Source organism: Allohoeflea poritis (assembly GCF_027889715.1).
Taxonomy (GTDB): domain Bacteria; phylum Pseudomonadota; class Alphaproteobacteria; order Rhizobiales; family Rhizobiaceae; genus Hoeflea_A; species Hoeflea_A poritis.
On sequence record NZ_JAPJZH010000002.1, the window covers coordinates 246,002 to 267,165 of the forward strand.

At 61.0% G+C, this 21,164-nt stretch carries 19 protein-coding genes; 4 read left to right on the forward strand and 15 right to left on the reverse strand.

What is annotated here, in order from left to right; all coding sequences use genetic code 11:
• Together OOZ53_RS04185 and OOZ53_RS04190 are read right to left on the reverse strand one after the other, a co-directional pair.
• Positions 1-894, reverse strand: a complete 894-nt coding sequence (locus tag OOZ53_RS04185) for a TIM barrel protein (protein WP_271088065.1) — start codon at positions 892-894, stop codon at positions 1-3.
• Between the two features lie 26 nt (positions 895-920).
• Positions 921-2,036 (reverse strand): Gfo/Idh/MocA family protein, encoded by a 1,116-nt coding sequence (locus OOZ53_RS04190; protein WP_271088066.1) that lies wholly within the window; start codon positions 2,034-2,036, stop codon positions 921-923.
• A gap of 231 nt (positions 2,037-2,267) precedes the next feature.
• Between OOZ53_RS04190 and iolC the strand changes: the two genes are divergently transcribed.
• Genes iolC through OOZ53_RS04205 form a run of 3 tightly spaced genes read left to right on the forward strand, consistent with a single transcriptional unit; the run spans position 2,268 to position 4,919 of the window.
• Positions 2,268-3,272, forward strand: a complete 1,005-nt coding sequence (iolC, locus tag OOZ53_RS04195) for a 5-dehydro-2-deoxygluconokinase (protein WP_271088287.1) — start codon at positions 2,268-2,270, stop codon at positions 3,270-3,272.
• Positions 3,253-4,095, forward strand: a complete 843-nt coding sequence (locus tag OOZ53_RS04200) for a 5-deoxy-glucuronate isomerase (RefSeq protein ID WP_271088067.1) — start codon at positions 3,253-3,255, stop codon at positions 4,093-4,095. Before iolC ends, OOZ53_RS04200 begins: the two co-directional genes overlap by 20 nt.
• The gene (locus OOZ53_RS04205) at positions 4,092-4,919 is read left to right on the forward strand and encodes a class II fructose-bisphosphate aldolase (RefSeq protein ID WP_271088068.1); all 828 of its coding nucleotides are present in this window, start codon (positions 4,092-4,094) and stop codon (positions 4,917-4,919) included. Before OOZ53_RS04200 ends, OOZ53_RS04205 begins: the two co-directional genes overlap by 4 nt.
• A 33-nt stretch (positions 4,920-4,952) precedes the next feature.
• Here OOZ53_RS04205 and OOZ53_RS04210 read toward each other — a convergent pair whose 3' ends face one another.
• From OOZ53_RS04210 to amaB, 4 genes are read right to left on the reverse strand one after another with little or no spacing between them, the layout of a single operon-like run.
• Positions 4,953-5,798: a hypothetical protein gene (locus tag OOZ53_RS04210; protein WP_271088069.1), complete on the reverse strand. Its 846-nt coding sequence runs from the start codon at positions 5,796-5,798 to the stop codon at positions 4,953-4,955.
• Positions 5,799-5,850: 52 nt separating this feature from the next.
• Positions 5,851-6,801 carry a LysR family transcriptional regulator gene (locus OOZ53_RS04215; RefSeq protein WP_271088070.1) on the reverse strand — a complete coding sequence of 317 codons (951 nt, stop codon included), beginning with the start codon at positions 6,799-6,801 and terminating at the stop codon, positions 5,851-5,853.
• Positions 6,801-7,859 (reverse strand): saccharopine dehydrogenase family protein, encoded by a 1,059-nt coding sequence (locus tag OOZ53_RS04220; RefSeq protein ID WP_271088071.1) that lies wholly within the window; start codon positions 7,857-7,859, stop codon positions 6,801-6,803. Before OOZ53_RS04220 ends, OOZ53_RS04215 begins: the two co-directional genes overlap by 1 nt.
• Before the next feature lie 37 nt (positions 7,860-7,896).
• Entirely contained in the window at positions 7,897-9,396 is a 1,500-nt protein-coding gene (amaB, locus tag OOZ53_RS04225) for an L-piperidine-6-carboxylate dehydrogenase (RefSeq protein ID WP_271088072.1), read from the reverse strand.
• Positions 9,397-9,540: 144 nt separating this feature from the next.
• Here amaB and OOZ53_RS04230 point away from each other — a divergent pair, with 144 nt between their 5' ends.
• Entirely contained in the window at positions 9,541-9,963 is a 423-nt protein-coding gene (locus OOZ53_RS04230; RefSeq protein ID WP_271088073.1) for an Lrp/AsnC family transcriptional regulator, read from the forward strand.
• On the opposite strand, the gene OOZ53_RS04235 is transcribed toward OOZ53_RS04230, so the two are convergent.
• From OOZ53_RS04235 to OOZ53_RS04275, 9 genes are all read right to left on the reverse strand, one after another.
• Positions 9,953-10,990, reverse strand: a complete 1,038-nt coding sequence (locus OOZ53_RS04235) for an ACP S-malonyltransferase (RefSeq protein ID WP_271088074.1) — start codon at positions 10,988-10,990, stop codon at positions 9,953-9,955. The genes OOZ53_RS04230 and OOZ53_RS04235 overlap by 11 nt on opposite strands.
• A complete protein-coding gene (locus OOZ53_RS04240; protein WP_271088075.1) occupies positions 10,987-13,203 on the reverse strand; it encodes a dehydrogenase E1 component subunit alpha/beta in 2,217 nt (738 codons plus the stop codon). The genes OOZ53_RS04235 and OOZ53_RS04240 overlap by 4 nt, the downstream gene beginning before the upstream one ends.
• Positions 13,204-13,220: 17 nt before the next feature.
• Positions 13,221-14,435: an acyl-CoA dehydrogenase gene (locus OOZ53_RS04245; protein WP_271088076.1), complete on the reverse strand. Its 1,215-nt coding sequence runs from the start codon at positions 14,433-14,435 to the stop codon at positions 13,221-13,223.
• Between the two features lie 183 nt (positions 14,436-14,618).
• Positions 14,619-15,473: a D-amino-acid transaminase gene (locus tag OOZ53_RS04250; protein ID WP_271088077.1), complete on the reverse strand. Its 855-nt coding sequence runs from the start codon at positions 15,471-15,473 to the stop codon at positions 14,619-14,621.
• A gap of 2 nt (positions 15,474-15,475) precedes the next feature.
• A complete protein-coding gene (dgcA, locus tag OOZ53_RS04255; RefSeq protein ID WP_271088078.1) occupies positions 15,476-16,465 on the reverse strand; it encodes an N-acetyl-D-Glu racemase DgcA in 990 nt (329 codons plus the stop codon).
• The gene (gene dgcN / locus OOZ53_RS04260; protein WP_271088079.1) at positions 16,466-17,461 is read right to left on the reverse strand and encodes an N-acetyltransferase DgcN; all 996 of its coding nucleotides are present in this window, start codon (positions 17,459-17,461) and stop codon (positions 16,466-16,468) included.
• A gap of 149 nt (positions 17,462-17,610) precedes the next feature.
• The gene (locus OOZ53_RS04265) at positions 17,611-18,468 is read right to left on the reverse strand and encodes an NAD-dependent epimerase/dehydratase family protein (protein ID WP_271088080.1); all 858 of its coding nucleotides are present in this window, start codon (positions 18,466-18,468) and stop codon (positions 17,611-17,613) included.
• 24 nt (positions 18,469-18,492) lie between these two features.
• Entirely contained in the window at positions 18,493-19,494 is a 1,002-nt protein-coding gene (locus OOZ53_RS04270) for an ABC transporter ATP-binding protein (RefSeq protein WP_271088081.1), read from the reverse strand.
• A 33-nt stretch (positions 19,495-19,527) separates the two neighbouring features.
• Complete coding sequence (locus OOZ53_RS04275; protein ID WP_271088082.1) at positions 19,528-21,159, reverse strand: glycoside hydrolase family 43 protein; 1,632 nt, start codon at positions 21,157-21,159, stop codon at positions 19,528-19,530.
• Positions 21,160-21,164: the final 5 nt, after the last annotated feature.

The following is a 21,164-nucleotide window of genomic DNA, read 5'->3' on the forward strand; positions in this document are numbered from 1 at the left end:
TCAATGAAATCCGATTGAACGAAGATAGGCGCGATTGGCCTTTGCGTCACCGAGCGGCGACGTCGCCCCTTCCGGATCGCAATCCTGCTCAACGGTGCACCAGCCGGCAAAGCCGGCATCGGTCAGCCTTTGCCGCACTGTGGGAAAGTCCGTCTCGCCATCGCCGAGATTGCAGAAGATCCCCTGCCCGCAGGCCTTGTAGAAATCGGTCCGCTCCGCAATCACACTTTGCTTGACCGCTGGATCGATATCCTTGAAGTGCATGTAGGAAATACGGTCCATATGCGTCTCCATGAAGGTCACCGGATCGAAGCCAGCGTAGTGTGTATGCCCGGTATCGAGGCACAGTTTGAGTTCCGCCGGGTCGGTTTCGGCAAGCAGCCGCTCGGTCTCGGTTTTGAAGTCGATGAAACCGCCGGCATGCGGGTGGATCGCGACGGTCAGCCCGTATTCCTGCGTTCCGATCTTCGCGATCTGGCGGATCCTGTCGCGATAGGCGGACCATTCATCCTCACCCATCTGCACGGCCTCATGCGGCCGCCCGGCCGTCGGCGCGCGGCGCGCAGAGATCGAATCGATCAGCACCAGGTGCTCGGCCCCGTGCGCTGCAAGGGCCTTGCAGGTGCGCAGCGAGCCATCCAGCACCTCATCCCATTTGCCCGCATCGTGGAACGGACGAAACACCACGCCGCCGATCAGTTCGAGTTCCAGTTCCGCAAGCGCATCGCCGAGCTCGGCGGGATCCTCGGGCATGAAACCGACCGGCCCGAGTTCGATACCGTGATAGCCCGCTTGCTTGCATTCGCCGAGCACCGTGCGCCAGTGGGGGTTGCGCGGATCATCCGCGAATTCGACGCCCCAGCTGCAGGGCGCGTTGCCTATTCTTATTGTCATTGACGATCCCTCCTGCCGGCGCGTCCTCAGGCCTCGTCCACCGAGACCCAGCGCCGCTCCTCATGCGATCGCCACACGGCTTCGATGATCTCGGAAACCGCCAGCCCGTCCCGGAAGGTCGGCCAGACCGGCTCACCCGTTTCAATGGCCTTGAGGAAATCATGCGCCTCGATGATGATCTGGTCCTGGTATCCGGTGCCGTGTCCCGGCCCCTGACAGAAGGGCCTGTAATCGGGATGCTCGGGCCCGGTCAGGATCTTGGTGAACCCCTCGCGTCCCGGCGCGGCGTCGCCCTTGTAGAGCCAAAGAGCGTTCTGGTCTTCCTGATCGAACCGCAGCGCGCCCCTGGTGCCGAAGACCTCGTAGATGTAGCCCATCTTGCGCCCCGTTGCGACGCGGCTGGCGAAAAGCATTCCCATCGCACCGCTTTCGAATCGGCAAAGCAACTGGCACTGATCGTCATTCGTCACGCGCTCCGGTCCATTCGGACCGGGGCGGGTCTTGTGGACGGTTTCGACATCGGCAACAAGCGATTTGATCGGACCGGCAAGAGCGAGCGCCGCATTGACGATATGCGGGGCAAGGTCGCCGAGATTGCCGTTGGCACGGCCGTGCGAACGCCACGTCGCCGGTGCGTCGGGATCGGCAAAGAAGTCCTCCGTGTGCTCGGCCCGGACATAGGTGATGTCGCCGATTTCACCGGCACCGATGATTTGTCGTGCGAGCTGCGTGGCCGGTGTGCGCACATAATTGAACGCCGCCATATTGACGACCCCCGCCGCCTCGGCGGCCTCGGTAATCTCTCGGGCTTCCTCCACCGATGCACCCATCGGTTTTTCACACATCACGGCCTTGCCGTTTGCAATCGCGGCAAGCGCGATGTCACGATGGGTATCCTGGGTGGACGCGATGACCACCGCATCGATCTTCGGATCGGTTACGAGTTCGCGCCAGTCATGAGTCGAGCGGGCAAATCCGAAAAGCCGCGCCTTTTCCGCGGCCCCTTCCTGCGTCGTCGTGCAGATCATCTCGCAACGCGGCCGCAAGCGCGTCTCGAACACGGCACCGACTGCGTTCATGGCAACGGAATGGGCCTTGCCCATATAACCGCCGCCGATGATTCCGATGCCAATCTCCGTCATTGGCGCGCTCCTCGCTGAATTTTTGCAACCGGTTGCAAAAACCATAAACTCGATTTAGGCTCTTGCGTCAAGCGAACATCTCGCATCGTGCAAACCAACCTCGGATTCTGCCGGCGGAGGACCGATGACGGCAAGTCAAACAGACAGTGTGATCAACAACAGTCAACGCCCTGACTTGGCGGCAATGGATCCGCAAGCAGTGCGAGAAAAGCTGAAAACGACTTGGGTAGAATGCTGGATTCCTTGAAGAAAAACAGCTTTGTCATCCTCGGCCGCGCCGGCATGGACTTCTATGCCGATCCGCCCGGCACGCGCACGGAAAAGGCCACGTCCTTCTTTGCGGCACTTGGAGGCTCATCCGCCAATATCGCCGTCGCAATTGCGCGACACGGCGGCGCGGCAGCACTCGTCACGGCGGTGTCGGATGACGCGGTTGGCCGTTTCGTGCGCAACCAGCTTGAAGGCTATGGCGTCAATGCGGACGGCGTGCGCACCACAGGCGGACAAAGCCGGACATCCCTCGCTGTCGTCGAAACCCGCATTCAGGACTGTCAGTCGGTGATATACCGCAACGGCGCTGCGGATTTCGAATTCAGCACTGACGATCTGGCCGGGATCGAATTCAGGCGGTATGGCGGCCTGATCGCGACCGGAACCTGTTTCGCGGCGGAGCCTTCACGCAGCGCAACATTCACAGCTTTCGAAGCGGCAAAGGACGCGGGTATTCCTGTCATTCTCGACCTCGACTACCGGCCCTATACCTGGCCGAGCCCGGCGGATGCCGGCGCCGTATGTCTCAAGGCGGCGGAGATGGCGGATATAGTTGTCGGCAATGACGAGGAGTTTGCGACGCTGGCAGGTGACATGAGCGCCGGCCGAAGTCTCGCACAGGACCTTGCCCGCAATGGAAACAGGCTTGTCGTCTACAAGATGGGCGCGCAAGGCTCGGTCACATTTCAAGGCACGCAAGTCATCGAAGCAGGCATCTATCGCGTCGAAGCCTTGAAGCCGACCGGTTCGGGCGATGCGTTCCTGGGCAGCTTCATCAGCGCGCTGGCGCAAGGTCATCCCCTGGAAGTGAGCCTCGAGCGCGGCTCCGCCGCAGCCGCCATGGTTGTCTCCAAAGTCGGTTGCGCACCGGCCATGCCCGACACCGCACAACTCGACGAATTCATCAGAACCCATCCCGGTCCGACCAGAACAATGGAGGCGGATCATGCACATCCCGCCCTTTGACAACGCCAACAAAGCCATTATCGACGCGGACGACTGCCGCGTGCCGCTCAACTATTTCAACATTGTGAAGCTCACGAGCGGCCAGGCCTTCGATTACCGCGTTCCGGGTTATGAGACCTGCGTCGTGCCGGCGACGGGCACGGTGGATGTCGTCGTGGAAGGGGCAGAATTCGCCGGGATCGGCAACCGGACAGTTGATGTCTGGGACGGGGAGCCGGAGGGTGTCTATGTCCCGTCCGGCGCCCGCGCGACAATCGTTGCCATGAGCGACGCGGCCGAGGTGTTCATTGCCGGCGCACGCTATAGCAAGACGCTGGAGCCCTTCGCCGTGCGCAAGGATGAAATCGATCTGGTCCAGTACGGTTCGGACGAGACCAAGACACACCGCAAGATCAAGCACATCCTCGGCACCAAATATCACGACAAGGTCGGGCGCCTTCTTGTTTCCGAACTCTTCACAGTCGGCCAGGGCGGCTGGTCCGGCTTTCCGCCGCACAAGCACGACACCGACCGGCAACCGAACGAAACGCGCCACGACGAAACCTACAATTTCCGCTTCAAGCCCGCGCACGGCTTCGGTATGCAACTTGTGCAGCGCGAGGACGGTCAGGTCGGCGATGCCTATCACATCGTCGACGGCTCGACGATCATCCTCGACAAGGGCTATCACCCCTGCGTCGTCGCGCCGGGCTACGAGATGTACTATTTCACGATCCTGGGCGGTCTGTTCCAGCGCTCGCTCGTGCAGTATTTCCAGCCGGACCACGCCTGGCAGATCGAGACAATACCCGGCATCAAAGACATGATCGCGAAATTCAAATGACGCTTGCGACATTGCGTGAAGTCCTGCAGCCGGCGGCTGCCGGAAACTACGCGGTCGCCGGCCTCGTCGTGCTGGGATGGGAGGATGCGCTGGCCTTTGTACAGGCGGCGGAAGAGACCGGGCGACCGATCATCCTTCAGGCCGGCCCGGGCAGCCGCAAACACACACCGGTTTCCGTTCTTGGAGCGATGTTCCGTGCACTGGCGGAACAGGTCTCCGTCCCCGTCGTCTGCCATATCGACCACGCCCGCAGCATCGAAGAATGCCGCGAGGGCATCGATTGCGGCTTTACATCCGTCATGTTCGACGGTTCCGAACTTCCCATCGAAGAAAACATCGCGCTGACCGCGCGGATCTGCGAGGACGCACACAGCGCCGGCGTTTCGGTTGAGGGCGAAGTGGGTTTCGTCGGCTATGCGAAGGGCAAGGCGTCGGCCATGACCAGCGTTGAAGAAGCCGCCCGGTTCGACCGGGAAAGCGGCGCGGACGCCATGGCCATCTCGGTCGGCAATGTCCACCTGCAGACCGAAGCCGGTACGCAAATAGACATGGACCGGTTTCGTCAGATCGAGGCCGCAACGAACTTGCCTCTCGTGCTGCATGGTGGCAGCGGCGTTGCGCCAGAAACACGCCGCGAACTCGCGACAACCAGCCGCGTGTGCAAGTTCAATATCGGCACGGAACTGCGCCAGGCCTTCGGCCGGGCTCTGCGTCAGTCGCTCAAGGACAACGCACAGTCCTTCGACCGTATCGAACTTCTGAAGCCCGTCATCCCCGCTATTCGCGAAGAAGCCGTGAAAGTGATTTCCGGCCTGTCCGTGTAACGGTTTGTGCCTGGATTAAAGGCGAAATTGGCCTCACTCGAAAACCGAAACCACACCTTTCAAGCCAACGCCTTCCTTGATCTGCCGGAGGCGATCATAAATCAGAACCATCAAAATTCCGAAGATGCCGTACGTAATGCCGTACAAAACCGAGAGCAGGATCAGTTCGACAATCACGCCTCCCGGAACAAATTCAATCACGATGGACCCGACCATATTGATCACTATTGAGATGATGCCGGTAATGATCATCACCAAAACGATGGGCCAACGGTATTGTTTGGTCAGGGAAATACTGCGACCCAGAGCGCCGAATCCCGTCCGTTCGATGACAACCGACGGTATTGTTACGGAAAAAACGGCATAGACCCACAATCCGGGAACGATGAAGAGCGCAAATGGAATGATCGACAGAATGGAGATAATGAATGTCAGCACGACGACGTGAAACGCGCTTGCAAGTGCAGGCTGAACATAACGCGCGGGCTGTATTGCCTGCCCGGCCTTGGAATCGTAAGCCAATTGCACAATAAGGGCCATGGCCACGGCGGTAATCGCCAACGAAATCACGAAGACGAAAGCGAAACTCAGGCCGAAATTCGCCGGAAGACCGGTCGGATCCTCGGCAAAATTTCCGGTCACAAAAGCCGCACCGAACAGCAGCCATGTCAAAATCAACGAGACCACGGACGGTATTCCGCCCAGGATCAGAACAGCCGTGATGTTGCCGGTCAGTATCGAGAACGTCTCGCTGACGATATTGCCGATGCCAAGCGGTTCATGCTGTTGTTCCATGGAAGTATCTGACATATCCTGAAAATTCCCCTCGAAGTTAGACTGGGTTGCCGCCCCGATCGCCCCATCCAAACAGGCGATCACGCCTTCTCCACCAATGCGAGAATCGCCTAGCAAAACGCAATTCTTAATAACCTTACCGCGAATTGCCGTCTATCCCCTGCCCCACCGCGGTCTCCAGCCACTCCCGGAAGCGCAGCAGCGGCGGGTGATTGCGGCGCGATTTCGGCCAGATCAGCGCATAACTGCCAATGCTCTTATTCGCCTTGTCCCACGCGGCGACCAGCTTGCCGCTGCGCAACTCGTCCTCGATAAGGAACTCGGGCAACAACGCAAGACCCAACCCGTGTGCGGCGGCCTGGGCCATCGTCGCAAACTGATCGAAGGTCGTGCCCGGTTGCACATCCGTCTCCAGGCCGTTCATTTCGAACCAGCGCTGCCAAGCCATGGGCCGTGTCGCCAGATGCAGCAGCGGCCCCTTGGCAACATCTTCCACAGTCTCGATGTTGAGCTGCGGCAACAGCGTCGGCGAACAGGCGAGCACCACCGTTTCCTCGGCGAGAAACAGATGCTCGGTGCCCGGCCATTCATCGGCACCGAAATGGATCGCTGCATCGAGCATTTCACTGCCGAAATCGAATGGCCGCAGCTTGGTCGTGAGGTTAACGGTAATGCCAGGATGCCGCCTGAAGAAATCCGGCAGTCGCGGTGCCAGCCAGCGCGTTCCGAAGGTCGGCAGAATGCCCAGATTGAGCACCCCGCCATCCGGATTGACCTTCATCGCGGTCGAGGCCATGCGGATGATCGACAGCGCCCTGGAGATCTCTTCGAGATAGGCCGCGCCGGCCGGAGACAGCGTGATGCGCTGACGCTCCCGGATGAAAAGCTCGGTCCCAAGCTGCTCCTCCAGCGCACGGATCTGGCGGCTGACCGCCCCTTGTGTCATGTTGAGATCGGCGGCGGCGAGCGTGAAGCTGCCACGCCGCGCGGCGGCTTCGAATGTCTCCAGCAGGCTGGTCTGGGGGAGTCTGCGGGCCAAGATCTGCACTTGCGAATTGAGCGGTTGTCGACCCGACCACTGTGCCATTATTGGCCGTAAAATGCACCCGTGCGCGTGCCCAAAAACGCAGCCAGCGGAATGTCTTCCTGTTTCAGGAAACCGCTCTGCGGCAACAGCCCGTGGCGAACCATTTCGATCACGGCGACGACGGACCCCGCCGTGGTCCAGGCTATGGCCGTGCGTTCCTTGCCGGCAATTTCGATCGGCCGATAGGCACGAACGAATTCCTTGCGCGACAAACGATCGTCGATCGTGCCTTCGGCGGCGACATGCACATAGACCACATCGTGATCGACCGGCGGCTTGGCATGAACAAGGATCTCGCCGGCCAGCTCGCGCCGCTCGCGCAACAGCAACTCGTGGAAAAAGAAGTTCATCAGCTCCATGTGACCGGGATAGCGCATGGTCTTGTAGTCGATATTGTCGACCACCCCGTGATAGGTATCGCACATCGTGCCGAGACCGCCCGATGTCGTGAAAGCCTCTAGCTTGACGCCGTCGATATAGAGCGTTTCATGCCACTCCATCGGCGAGACCCATTTGCGCTCGCCGTCCTCGATCACCTCGCAATCATTGAGATATTCATTGACCACGCCCTCCGGCGACCAGTTGAAACTGTAGCCCATCAGCCCGGTCGGGTTCTGCGGCAGCGCGCCGACGCGCATGCGCACCGAGCGGCAATTGTCGAAAGCGCCGATCAGCGATGCACCGACAATGCCGACAAAGCCCGGCGCAAGGCCGCATTGCGGCGCCATCAGACCTTTGGATGTTTCCGACAGCCCGATGATGTGCTGCGTCGTCGGAACGTCCTCGGTCAGATCGAAATAGTGAATACCGGCCGCATGGGCAGCGTCCGCCACCGCGATATTGAGATGGTAGGGCAGGCAGGAAAGAACCGCGTCGAATTGCGCAAATTTCTCCTGCATGGCCTGCCTGTCGGAAACATCCGCGCTTTCCACGTCAAACGGATGCGAGCCGCGCGGTGCATGGAGATCGAAGCCGGTTACTGAAAATCCGGACTCGTGAAGCAGCAGGGCGGCAAGGTCACCGACCTTGCCGAGCCCGAGAACGGCGATCTTTTTCATGGTTGCCCTCGATTGCGCCCTTCGCGGCGCGGTTCCGTCAGATGTCGAATTTGATCCCCTGCGCCAACGGCAGCTCGCGCGAATAATTCACCGTGTTGGTCTGCCGGCGCATATAGCCCTTCCAGGCGTCGGAGCCCGATTCGCGGCCCCCGCCCGTCTCCTTCTCGCCGCCGAAAGCACCACCGATCTCGGCGCCGGACGGGCCGATATTCACATTGGCGATACCGCAGTCGGAACCGACATCGGATAAGAACTCCTCAGCCTCGCGCACGTCGGTGGTGAAGATGCAGGAGCTCAAGCCCTGCGGTACGGCATTCTGGATACCGATCGCCTCCTCCAGCTCCGAATATTTCATGACGTAGAGGATCGGCGCGAAGGTCTCGTGTTTGACGATATCGCTCTGACCGGGCATTTCGACGATGGCCGGTGCCGCATAGGCGGCATCCGGATAGGTGTCGGCGAGTGTGCCGCCGCCGTGAAGCGTTCCGCCCTCGGACTGGGCCTGATCGAGCGCCGACTGCATGGCTGCGCGCGCACCCGCATCGATCAGCGGACCGACGAGAACGCCCTCTTCCAGCGGGTTGCCGATCGGAAGACCCGAATAGACGTCCTTCAGGCGCGGGACCAGCGTATCGTAAATGCTCTCATGGACAATCAGCCGCCGCAGGCTCGTGCAGCGCTGCCCGGCGGTTCCGACTGCCGAAAAGACAATGGCGCGCACGGCCATTTCGAGATCCGCGCTGCCGGTGACGATCATGGCGTTGTTGCCGCCAAGTTCGAGAATACAACGGCCGAAACGCTCGGCAACCTTCGCCCCGACCGCGCGCCCCATGCGGGTCGAGCCGGTCGCCGAGACGATGGCGACATCGGGCGACGAAACCAGCGTATCGCCGACCTCGCGCCCGCCGACGAGAACCTGGAGAAGATCGTCCGGTGCGTCATCGCCGAAACGGGCCACGGCCCGGTCGAAGATCTTCTTGCACGAAAGCGCCGTCAAAGGCGTCTTTTCCGACGGTTTCCAGATCACCGGATTGCCGCAGACAAGAGCAATGGCGGTGTTCCAGCTCCACACGGCAACGGGAAAATTGAAGGCTGAAATCACGCCGCACACGCCCATCGGATGCCATGTCTCGCGCATCGCGTGGCCGGGACGCTCCGAGGCAATCGTCAGCCCGTAGAGCTGGCGCGACAGGCCGACGGCAAAATCGCAGATGTCGATCATCTCCTGCACTTCGCCCAGCCCCTCCTGGTAGATCTTGCCGCATTCCAGCGTGACCAGCCGGCCGAGATTTTCCTTCTCCGCCCGCAATTCCTCGCCGAGAAGCCGGACCAGCTCACCGCGCCGTGGCGCCGGTACCTTCCGCCAGGTCTCGAAGGCCGTTCCGCCGCGGACGATCATGTCCAGAACCTGCGAATCCGAATGGGTCTGCAGCGACGCGATGCGGCTGCCGTCGATCGGTGTATGGACGTCGAGTGCACCGCCTTCCAATTCGCTCTGCGTGAAGCCGGACGCGGTCAGGATGTCTTGAAATGTCATGTTCGGTTCTCCTCGACGAAAGCCCACGACACAGGGTGTGGGTGATTAGACAGCAAAAGCGCGCCAGCAAAAAGCAACATCCTTTTGCCAATTTGTTGAATTTTTGTCATTTTGAATATCATCAGTAGCAAAACGGGGAATTCCATGGACGACACAGACCGCGGCCTTTTGCGCATTCTCATGCGAGACGGAAGGCGGTCCGTATCGGATCTGGCGTCCGATCTTGGCGTGTCGCGCGCCACGGTGCAGAACCGGATCGCCCGGATGACAGATCGCGGCACAATCGCCAAATTCACGGTGGAACTCGGACCCGATGATGAAGAAGCGGTCATCAGCGCATTCTGCCTTTTAAAACTCATTGCCAATGATACGCGACCGACCGCAGCCGCGCTACGCAAGATCGAGGGCACCGGTGACATCCATTCGCTCAGCGGCAGCTTCGACTTGATTGTTGAAATCCGTACCCACTCCCTCAAGAAACTTGATGAAATCCTCGATGACATCCGTCGCGTGCCCGATGTTGCCGAAACGGTCAGCAGCCTGCGGCTTGCCAAGGTCAGCCGCTAGCCTGCACCCGCTGTTCATCAAGGCCCATCGAGATCAGGAACGGGTCCTGTTTCTGCCGGTCCGCGAAGTCGGATTTCGAACGAAGCCCGTCCCATCCGCAGGCGATCAGCGCCTGTGCCACCGCGCCGCCCAGCGTGTTGCCGGGCCCGAGCACGATAACGCAATCGGGCGCGAATTCCTGCACCGATGACTGGACGGCGCGCGTAAAGTCATAAGGTTGGACCACCTGATGATCGAGCGTATAGCGCCAGAGCGCCGAAACGTCGGTCGCATGCGGATACCAGGCGCTGCCCTGCCCGTCGACCAGCGGAATTTGCGGCTGGCCGAAGATCTCAGCCGGTAACAACGCCCTGCCCTTATCCGCGATCGGCTGCTGCAGCGGTGTATGGAAGGCCGCGTGGTTCGGGAGCCGCATGGGAAAGCGGTCATTGACCCGCGGCAGCGCGGCTTCCAACGCGGCCAGGCCGGCCTCATTGCCGGCAAGAACCAGCATGCCGCCGAGTTCAATGGAGACAAAAAGGCTGCACTCGGCGCGGTTTCCGATATCGTCCACATGGGCAAGGATCTCGGCCCGCTTTCCGGGTATCACGTTCCATTCCTCATCGACAAACGGGTAGACCGTCTGGCCCCCGATCAGGCTTTCCTGCATCAGCGTGCCCATCGTGTTGACAACGTGCATGCCGTTCTCGGCGCTGAGCGCACCGGCGCAGGCAAGCGCGATATACCAGCCCATTGAATTGCCGGTCACCGCGACGATCTCGATGTCGTCGCGGTCGATCGCCATGAAATCGGCATAGGCGCAGCCATAGATCAGCGGCGATGCATTGTCGCCGCGCGAATAGCTGGCAACCGAATAGCGCTCCGCGCCATCGAGCGCGCTGATCGTGGTCTGGCCTTGTTCCGCGCGATAACGGTCCAGCATGGCGATGAAATCGGCCCTGTCGCCATGGTGGCGTCCAAGATAGCCGAGTTCCGGCTTGTTGTAGGTCCCGCGCCCGGGGCAGATGACGACGGCGGTCTTTTTCATCGCGCCTTCCCCGCCAGCTTGAGCGCCGCCGCGACAATGCCGTCGCGGCTGGGCAGTGTTGCCGTCGCAGCCCGTCCGAGGGGAATGAAACTGTCATCCGCGGCAATGCGCGCAATGTTCTTGTCCGGCCCCGCCCGCTCGGCAAGCAGGGCCATCAACGCTTCGGACTGCGAACCGGTCACCCGGCACTCGTCGACAACCAGCACATTCGTGCAGGGACCGACCGCTTCAAGGATCGCATCTTCGCTCAGCGGCGCAAGCCAGCGAAGATCGATGACACGAAGTTTCAGCCCATGATCCTCGGACAGGATCTTCTCGGCCTGCCGGGACAGGTAATAGCCATTGCCGTAGGTCAGGATCGCAAGATCGGTGCCATCGCCATATTGGCCGATATCGCCGAGACGGATCGGGCTGCCGCTGCCGGGCGGTTCGTAGGCAAACGTCCACAACCCGTCCTTCTCGCTATGCAGGTCCCGGGTCATGTAGCGCGCAATCGGCTCGACAAAGGCAACCACCCGCTGTTCCTCGCGCGCCAGCCGCACGCATTCGCGCAGCATGTGCACGCCATCCGCGCCGTTCGAGGGGCATGCAATGATCACGCCCGGAACATCGCGCAAGACCGCCAGGCTGTTGTCGTTGTGGAAATGACCGCCGAAACCCCTCTGATAGCCAAGCCCGGCAATGCGCATCACCATCGGATTGGTGAACTGGCCGTTTGAGAAGAAACTCAGCGTCGCCGCCTCGCCCCGGACCTGATCCTCGGCATTGTGCAGATAGGCCAGGAACTGGATCTCCGGGATCGGCACGAAACCATTGTGCGCAAGACCGATGGCAAGGCCGAGGATCGACTGCTCATCGAGCAGCGTATTGATCACCCGGTGTGCGCCGAAGCGCTGATGCAGCTTGGCCGTGACATTATAGACGCCGCCCTTGGGACCGATATCCTCGCCGGCAAGGACAATCTCGTCATGCTCCATCATCAGATCGGTCAGCGCCCAGTTGAGCAGCCGCGCCATGTGCTGGGGGCTGTCGAGCGTTTTTGCATCGGAACCGAAGACCGCCTGCCGCCTGTCGGCCGATGGCCCGTTGCCCTTGCGGCACTCGCGCTTTGGCGGAACGAGGCTTGCCATGACCGCTTGCGGCGTCTCCAGTTTCGGCCGCGCAATGACCTTCTCGCCGATACGGGCGCAGCGCTCCCCGGTCTCGTTGTAGATCGACAGAACTTCGTCAAAGCCAAGCACGCCCTCTTGGATAAGGATCCGCGCCGAATGAAGCAGCGGGTCGTTGGCTTCGTCCGCCTCGACCTCGTTCTTCGTCATATAGGCCGTCTGCATGTCCGAGCCGGCATGACCGTAAAGCCGCACCGTCGTCATGTGCAGGAAGGCCGGCTTCTTGCGCCGCCGCACATAGTCGGCGGCCGCAAGCGCAGTCTGGTACGTCTCGACCATGTCGAGCCCGGAACAGCGGAAATATCTCAGCGCCGGGCGCTGCGCCATCGTCGCCTCGATCCAGCCGCCCGGTGTTTTCGTTGAAATGCCGATTCCGTTGTCTTCGCACACGAAGAGCAGCGGCAGCGGTATGCCCTGATAGGCCGTCCAGCAGGCCGTGTTGAAGGCGCCCTGCGCGGTCGAATGGTTGGCCGAGGCATCACCGAAGCTGCAGTGGACAATGGCATCCTCGGCAAGCTTGCGGTGCTCCGGCTTCACCCGCTTGGCAAGGCCGACGGAATAGGCCGCACCCACCGCCTTGGGCAGGTGGCTTGCAATGGTCGATGTCTGCGGCGGGATCGACAGCGCCCTGGAGCCCAGCACCTTGTGCCGGCCGCCGGATATCGGATCGTCGCTCGAGGCGACGAAGCTCAACAGCATATCCCAGGTCGGTGTCTGCCCGGGCAACTGCGTCGAGCGATGGATCTGGAACGCCGCGTCACGATAGTGCAGAAAGGCCATGTCGCCGGGGCGCAGCGCCGCCGCCACCGCTGCATTGCCTTCATGGCCGGAGGATCCGATCGTGTAGAAGCCCTCGCCACGTGCCTGCAGCTTGCGCGACGTGCGGTCAAGCTGCCGCGACAGAACCTGGCTACGGAACATTGCGACAAGCTGCGGCGGCGTCAGCCCCGCATCGGCGGGCCGCACATGTGCGACGGGCGACGGAAGGTCGCCTCCCGAAACGCGTGTCAGGAAGTTCTCGTGGACAATCTCCGCACGGTCCATTGTGGTGCCTCAGAAGATCAGAAGAAGGCCTGCAATCCGGTCTGCGCGCGCCCGAGGATCAACGCGTGCACATCATGCGCACCCTCATAGGTATTGACGGTCTCAAGGTTGCACATGTGGCGCATCACCTGGAATTCTTCCGATATGCCGTTGCCGCCGTGCATGTCCCGCGCCATGCGGGCAATATCCAGCGCCTTGCCGCAATTATTCCGCTTGACGATGGAGATCATCTCCGGCGCCGCGTTGGCCTCGTCCATCAGACGACCGACGCGCAAGGCACCCTGGAGACCGAGCGCGATCTCGGTCTGCATGTCGGCAAGTTTCTTCTGGAAGAGCTGGGTCTGCGCAAGCGGGCGGCCGAACTGCTTGCGGTCGAGCCCGTATTGACGCGCCGCGTGCCAGCAGAACTCCGCCGCACCCATCGAGCCCCAGGCAATGCCGTAACGGGCCCGGTTAAGACATCCGAACGGACCCTTCAGGCCCTCGATATTGGGCAAAAGCGCATCCTCCGCGACATCGACGCCGTCAAGCACGATCTCGCCGGTGATCGAGGCGCGCAATGACAGCTTGCCGCCGATCTTCGGTGCCGAGAGGCCGGCGGCTCCCTTTTCCAGCACGAAACCGCGGATCTGTCCGTCATGCGCGTCGGATTTCGCCCACACGACGAAAACGTCGGCAATCGGCGCATTCGAGATCCACATCTTGCTGCCGGTCAGCCGGTAACCGCCCTGCACCTTTTCGGCGCGGGTCTTCATGCCGCCGGGGTCGCTGCCGGCATCCGGCTCGGTCAGGCCGAAACAGCCGATCAGTTCGCCGCTGGCAAGACCCGGCAGATATTTCTGCCGCTGCTCCTCGGAGCCATAGGCATAGATCGGATACATGACCAGCGAAGACTGCACCGACATCATCGACCGGTAGCCGGAATCGACGCGTTCGACTTCCCGTGCGACCAGCCCGTAAGTTACATAGCCCGCACCGATGCCGCCATAGGCTTCCGGGATCGTCGTTCCGAGCAGCCCCATCTCGCCCATTTCTCGGAAGATCGACGGGTCGGTGACCTCGTCGCGATAGGCCTCGATGACACGCGGCTGCAGCTTTTCCTGCGCATAAGCGCGCGCCGCATCCCGGATCATGCGCTCGTCTTCCTCAAGCTGGTCATCCAGCCGGAACGGATCTTCCCAGTCGAAGGTCGACAAGGACGGCATTTCTTTCGGCTTGAGGCTGATATTCATTGTGGTGCTCTCCCTGGGCGAACGGTGACCGGATCATATCCGATCCGCACTTCGATTTCAGTGCAGTCATGATATTTCAAAAAATCATGACTATTTAAAGCTTTCCGGAAAATGCTTTAAAAATTTCGGCTCGTAAATCGAGTTTTCGATATGTGATCATTCCAAAATGGAATGAAATGGCGATCAGATCGCCGATTTACGCATTTCAGCGATATAGACTTCGCGCAGTTTGCCCGCAACCGGCCCGGGCTCACCCGTGCCGATCCGGTTGTCGTCAATCGCGATCACAGGACAGACGAAACCGGACGCGGATGTCGAAAACGCCTCGACAGCCCCGATCGCCTCATCCACGGTGAATGGTCTCTCCACGACCTTCATTTGCAGATGTCGGGCGCATTCCAGAACCGCGCGCCGCGTGATGCCGTGCAGGATAAGGTTCGACAGATCCCGTGTTACGATGGTCCCGTCACCGAGCACGATATAGGCATTGTTGGACGATCCTTCCGTAACCAGACCGTCACGCACAAGCCACGCATCGTCGCCGCCCCGGGATTTCGCCTCCATCTTGGCAAGCGACGGATAGAGCAGTTGAACGGTCTTGATGTCGCAACGTGTCCAGCGCTGGTCCTCGACCGTGAAAATCTTCTGGCCGCGATTGGCGAGGTCGCTGTCGATCAGAGACTTGGCCTGTGTGAAAAGGACGAGTGTCGCGGGCGTATCCTCGGGCGGAAAAACAAAATCCCGATCCGCCGCGCCGCGTGTCACTTGGAGATAAACCAGCCCTTCCTCGATGGCGTTTTCCGACACCAGCTTCCGGTGGATCGCGAGCAGTTCCTCATCCGTGGTCTCCAGCGTCATCTGAAGTTCGCCGAGCGAACGCCGCAGACGTCCGCAATGACCGGCGAAATCGACGAGCTTGCCGTCAAGAACCGAGGTCACCTCGTAAACACCATCGGCAAACAGGAAACCGCGGTCGAACACGGATACCGTCGCCTCGTCTTCCGGCACGAAACTGCCGTTCACATAAACTGTCCGCATGATCAGCCCCACAGTTCGCTGGTGGATGGATGGACGCCTTCGGCATCATATAAAAGCGGGTGTTGCCTGTCTTCGGCAAGCAGCAAAGGCCCGTCCAGATCAACGATCTGCGCGCCCTGCGCGACGAGCACAGCGGGCGCCATGGCCAGAGATGACGCCACCATGCAGCCGACCATGATTTGGAGGCCGGCGGCTTGTGCATTCTGTTTCAGCGCGAGCGCTTCGGTCAGGCCGCCAGTCTTGTCGAGCTTGATGTTGACCATGTCGTACTTGCCGACGAGCGACGCGAGAGACGCCCGGTCGTGGCAGCTCTCATCGGCGCAAACCGGCAGGGGTCGCTCCATGGCCGCCAATGCACCGTCATCATTCGCAGGCAAGGGCTGCTCGACCATGGTCACACCGAGACGCAGCATTTCCGGCGCCAGCGCCGCATAGGATTCCGGGCTCCAGCCCTCATTTGCGTCGACAATGATCGCGGCATCCGGCGCACCGGATCGCACGGCTTCCAGCCGCTCCAGGTCGCCCTCCCCGCCGAGCTTGATCTTCAGAAGCGGCCGGTGTGCATTCTCCCGCGCTTTTTCGCGCATTATTTCAGGCGCTTCCAGGGACAATGTGAAGGCTGTTATGACCGGACCGGGCCTCTTCAGGTCTGCAATCTCAAAAACGCGTTTTCCCGCTTGTTTCGCCTGCAGATCCCAGAAGGCGCAATCCAGCGCGTTGCGCGCTGCACCTGCCGGCAGACGCGTCTGCAATGCCCGCCGGTCCAGTCCCGAGGCGAGCTCACCGGCCAGAGACGAAATGGTTTCAATGACGCTCTCCACCGTTTCCCCATAGCGCGCATAGGGAACGCACTCGCCCATGCCCGTATGGCCGTCCTGTCGTAGCGTTACGGTGACGGTTCGCGCCTCGGTCTTGGAGCCGCGCGAAATGGTGAAGACCTCGGCCAGCGGAAAAACGGTCTCGGCAACCGAGAGTGCGATACCCTTCGCCATCTATTCGAGCGCGTCGACGAGGCGCGCGGCGCCGTGACGGAAGGGGTCGACCGTCGCAATGCCCATGCGCTCTTCGATCTTCTCAGCGTATTCTGCAGCTTCTACCTCATCCATGGCCGAGGTATTGAGTGCGATGCCGGTTACGCGGCAGTCGGGATTGACGATGCGTGCGAGAAGCAATGCCGTATCACGCAGAAGTTCGAGGCTCTGGGCCTTGTAGTGCGGGAGTCCGCGCATATGCGGCCGGTTCGGCTCGTCGCACAGGATCAGGGCATCGGGCTGGCCGCCATGGATCAGCGCCAGCGAAACACCCGAGTAGGATGGATGGAAGATGCTGCCCTGCCCTTCGATCAGGTCCCAATGGTCGGCGTCGTTGTCCGGCGTCAGATATTCGACCGCGCCGGCCATGAAATCGGCAACCACCGCATCGAGCGGAACACCCGATCCGGTCACCAGGATACCCGTCTGTCCCGTCGCCCGAAATGTCGCCTTCATGCCGCGGTTGCGCATTTCGCGCTCCATGCACAAGGCCGTGTACATCTTTCCGCAGGAGCAGTCGCTGCCGACGGCCAGCAGGCGCTTGCCGCTGCGTTTCTTGCCATTGGCAATCGGATAGGCCACGCTTGGAATGCGCACATCGTGCAGTGCACGCCCTTCCCGTTGCGCGATCGCCACCAGTTCCGGTTCGTCATTGAGGTGATTGTGCAATCCCGATGCAAGATCGAGGCCGTGCCTCAACGCCGCTTTCAGCACGTCCAGCCAATTGCCCGAGATGACGCCGCCGCGATTGGCGACACCGATGACAAGGGTCTTGGCACCCTTGGCGACCGCCTCTTCGATGGTCATGTCGGCAAGGCCCATATCGGCATTGCAGCCATCGAGGCGAAGCTGGCCGACGGCAAGTTCCGGCCGCCAGTCCTTGATACCCTGGGCGACCTTGGCCGCGAGCGCATCCGGCGCATCGCCGAGAAACAGGAGATAAGGGGTTTGAATCACGTAATGCTCCGCCGTTTTCACGCATCGACAACGCAGATTTATGGAATGTTCACACGCGAAATTCCAGCGCCAACCACAAATAATTCAGCGGCCAGATAAATTGACCATCCACTGAACAGGGCAGCGTTGCCGCTCGATGGGCGGGATGGTCAGACTTCGATCACGTCGGACCAGCCATGCTCCGGCGCAAATCCCAGCAGGCGTTCCGCCTTTGAAATGTCGAGGAAAGAGGCGCGCGGAAAGGCAAAGTCCTGCGGAACCGGTTCGCCAAAGGCCATTTCAAGAAGCGCCTCATTTTCAATCCGCATGAGCGTATCGCGCGCGGCGATGTTGAACACCTCGGCGCCGTCAATTTCAGCATTGAGCGCCAGCCAGGTCGCTTTCGCGACGTCGCGGCAGTCGACATAGCTCCACAGGTTGAACTTGCGGCTGAGCGGATCGTTCCAATAGCTCGGGATCAGGAAGTAGCTCGCATGGTGATCCCGGACCGGATAAAGAACATTGGAAAGCCGCAGGCCGATAAAGCTGATACCGTAAAGCTTGTGCATTTCGGCGGCGATGAATTCAGAAGCCGCCTTCGAGATTGCATAGGCGTTCTGCGGCCTGATCCCGTCGCTCTCGCGGCATGGCACGCTCAGGGGCACATTGTTCTCGAACGGAAATCCGTAAACGGTCTCGCTCGATGCCCACACGATCTTCTTTATGCCCGCATCGGCGGCCGCGTTGAAGACGTTGAAGCAGGACAGCGTATTGTTCTCGAACCGCTCCGCGCCGTCGGCAAAGTTGAAATCGGGCTGCGGATTGCCGGCGAAATGCGCGATCATATCCGCGCCCTCGACCGCTTGCCTGACGGCGCCGTAATCCAGAAGGTCCGCCTCGATATGCGGACAGATCCCGTGCCCCGGCTTTCTCAGGTCGATGTTGATGACGTCAACGCCACGCGCGATCAGGTCTTCGACAACGGCACCGCCCGCGCCGCCGCTTCCGCCCGTAACACATATCTTCATGGTTCAACTCCCGTGAATCGGTACTCAGGCCGCAAGCCGTCTGTCGCCGGCAAATTTGTGCAGTCGCATTTCATTCGGCGTCAGAAAAACGCGGTCGCCCGCGCGCACCGGCACCTCGCCGCTCACTCGCACCGTGACGGAGCCGATTTTATCGACATCCACATAGGCAACGGTGTCGGAACCGAGATGTTCGGCATAGCGCACCCGGCCTTGCCAGCTCCCGGCATCGCTGGACAGAGCGAAGTGCTCCGGCCGCACGCCCAGAAGCTCGGCGCCGTTCTCGGCGGCGACCTCGCCCTCGAGCAGGTTCATCCTGGGCGATCCGATAAATCCGGCGACGAACGGATTGGCCGGCCGGTCGTACAAGGTCATGGGCGATCCCGATTGCTGAATGACCCCTCCATTCATGATGACGATCTGGTCGGCCATGGTCATGGCCTCGACCTGATCATGGGTCACATAGATCATGGTGGCGTCGAGCTTGGCATGCAGTTCGGCAAGCTCGACGCGCATCTGCGTGCGCAGCGCGGCATCGAGGTTTGAGAGCGGTTCGTCGAACAGGAACACTTTCGGTTTGCGCACGATCGCGCGGCCGATGGCAACGCGCTGGCGTTGCCCGCCGGACAATTGCCGCGGTTTGCGGTCGAGCAGCGCCTCAAGCTGAAGGATCTCCGCCGCTTCCTCGACCCGCGCGCGGATTTCCTTCTTCGGCTTTCGCGCAAGCCGCAATCCGAAACCGATATTCTGTGCAACCGTCATATGCGGATAAAGCGCGTAGGACTGGAAGACCATGGCGATGCTGCGGTCGGACGGCTCACGTTCCGTCACGTCCACCCCGTCGATCAGCACCTGCCCGGCCGACACATCCTCGAGACCGGCAATCAACCGCAGCAGGGTCGACTTGCCGCAGCCCGACGGGCCGACCAGCACCGTGAAGGAGCCGTCCGCAATCGTCAGCTCCAGTTTCGGAATGACATTGACGGAACCGAAGGACTTTTCAACGCGCTCCAGCCTGACTTCAGCCATAGCCTGTCTCCCTTGCGGCGTTAGCAGCGGCGCTCAATGCGCCTGCTCCCCACCGTTTTCCTCGTAATGAAAAAATGAAAAATCGGCCGGCAGCGCCCTGCCTGTCAGATCCTGCGCGGCCATTCCGACAAACGCGCCCGTGAAATTGGCATGTTCGCCCCGGCCGCCCTCATCGGAAAGCACTGAGGCGTCGAGCTCCGGGCCGATCGGCTGCCATTGCCCCTCCTGGAGCGCGTAGCGGAACCGCAGTGTGGCGCCGTCGACATCGATCCCAAGCCAGACCGTTCCTTCATCGGGAAGCGGCACCGGCTGGTCCAGCGGAAAGGTCAGATGCGCCTCAGGCCAGTTTCCCGGACAGCCCTGTATATCAAGGACACGCTTGCCGGCGCCGTCCACCGAGACGAAGAGATAGTAGAACTGCGCCCGGTTGTAGTAGGCCGTCAGGCCGGCCATCTGCTGGCTGCTCTGCGGCCGGAACTCCAGACATGTCTCGGCCGAATAGGCGGATGTCGTCTGACGCCGCGCAACCAGGGACTGCTCGAACCAGGAGCCGATGGATTCCCGTCCGAACAGCCGAAGGAAACCGGGATGTTCCCTCAATGAAAAGAGCCGCTCGGCATAAGGTGAGCGAAGCCACTGGAAATCCATCGGCAAGGTGTCGCCGTCGAACCTGTAAGTCACATTCTCAGGCTGCGCGGGCACATCCGCCGGCATCGGCGGTGCGATCACCTGGTCCGGCGTCGCGGCGTTGCCCTCGGCGTAGAACCAGCCATCATCCCGCAATTCGAGCCGGGCTATGCCGGTTTCCCGGCCACGCGGCGATTTGCGCGTTCCCGGAAGCGGCCGCGAACAAAGAAATGTGTGGTAGTAGGAGCCGTCGGGCGTTGCAACAAGCTGACCGTGGCCGACGCGCTGCAGGCCGGTCCCGGCCGAATCCTTCGCCGTCAGCAGATGCACATTCGGATGAATCTCGTAGGGCCCATCGATGGTCCGGGAGCGTGCATGCGTTACGGCATGCTGATAGCCGGTACCGCCCTCAGCGGTGATGAGATAATACCAGTCGTTCTGCCGGTAGAGATGCGGCCCTTCGGTCAGCCCATGCGCGCTTCCGCGAAAGATATTCCTGACCGGCCCCATGAGGCGGCGTTCCGCCACATCATATTCCTGCAACAGGATGCCGCCGAAGAAACCGGGTTTTCCGCCAGTGACGGGGTCGCGGTTGCCCTGGTGATCCCAGACCATGTTGACCAGCCATTTTCGGCCGTCCTCGTCATGAAAGAGCGACGGGTCGAAACCCGAAGAGTTGAGATAGACCGGATCCGACCACGGCCCTTCGATCGACGGTGCGGTCACAAGGTAGTTATGTGTGTCCTTGTAATTGCCGTCGTAGCGCTTCACGTCGGTATAGACGAGCCAGAAAAGCCCGTCCGCATGGGACAGACAGGGAGCCCAGATGCCGCAGGAATCCGGGTTGCCCCGCATGTCGAGCTGGCTCGCGCGGTCAAGCGGCCGGCAGACCAGCGTCCAGTTGGTCAGATCCCTCGAATGGTGGATCTGAACACCGGGATACCATTCGAATGTCGACGTCGCGATGTAGTAATCCTCGCCGACCCGCCAGATCGACGGGTCGGGATTGAAGCCGGGGAGGATCGGATTGCGTATCATGAATG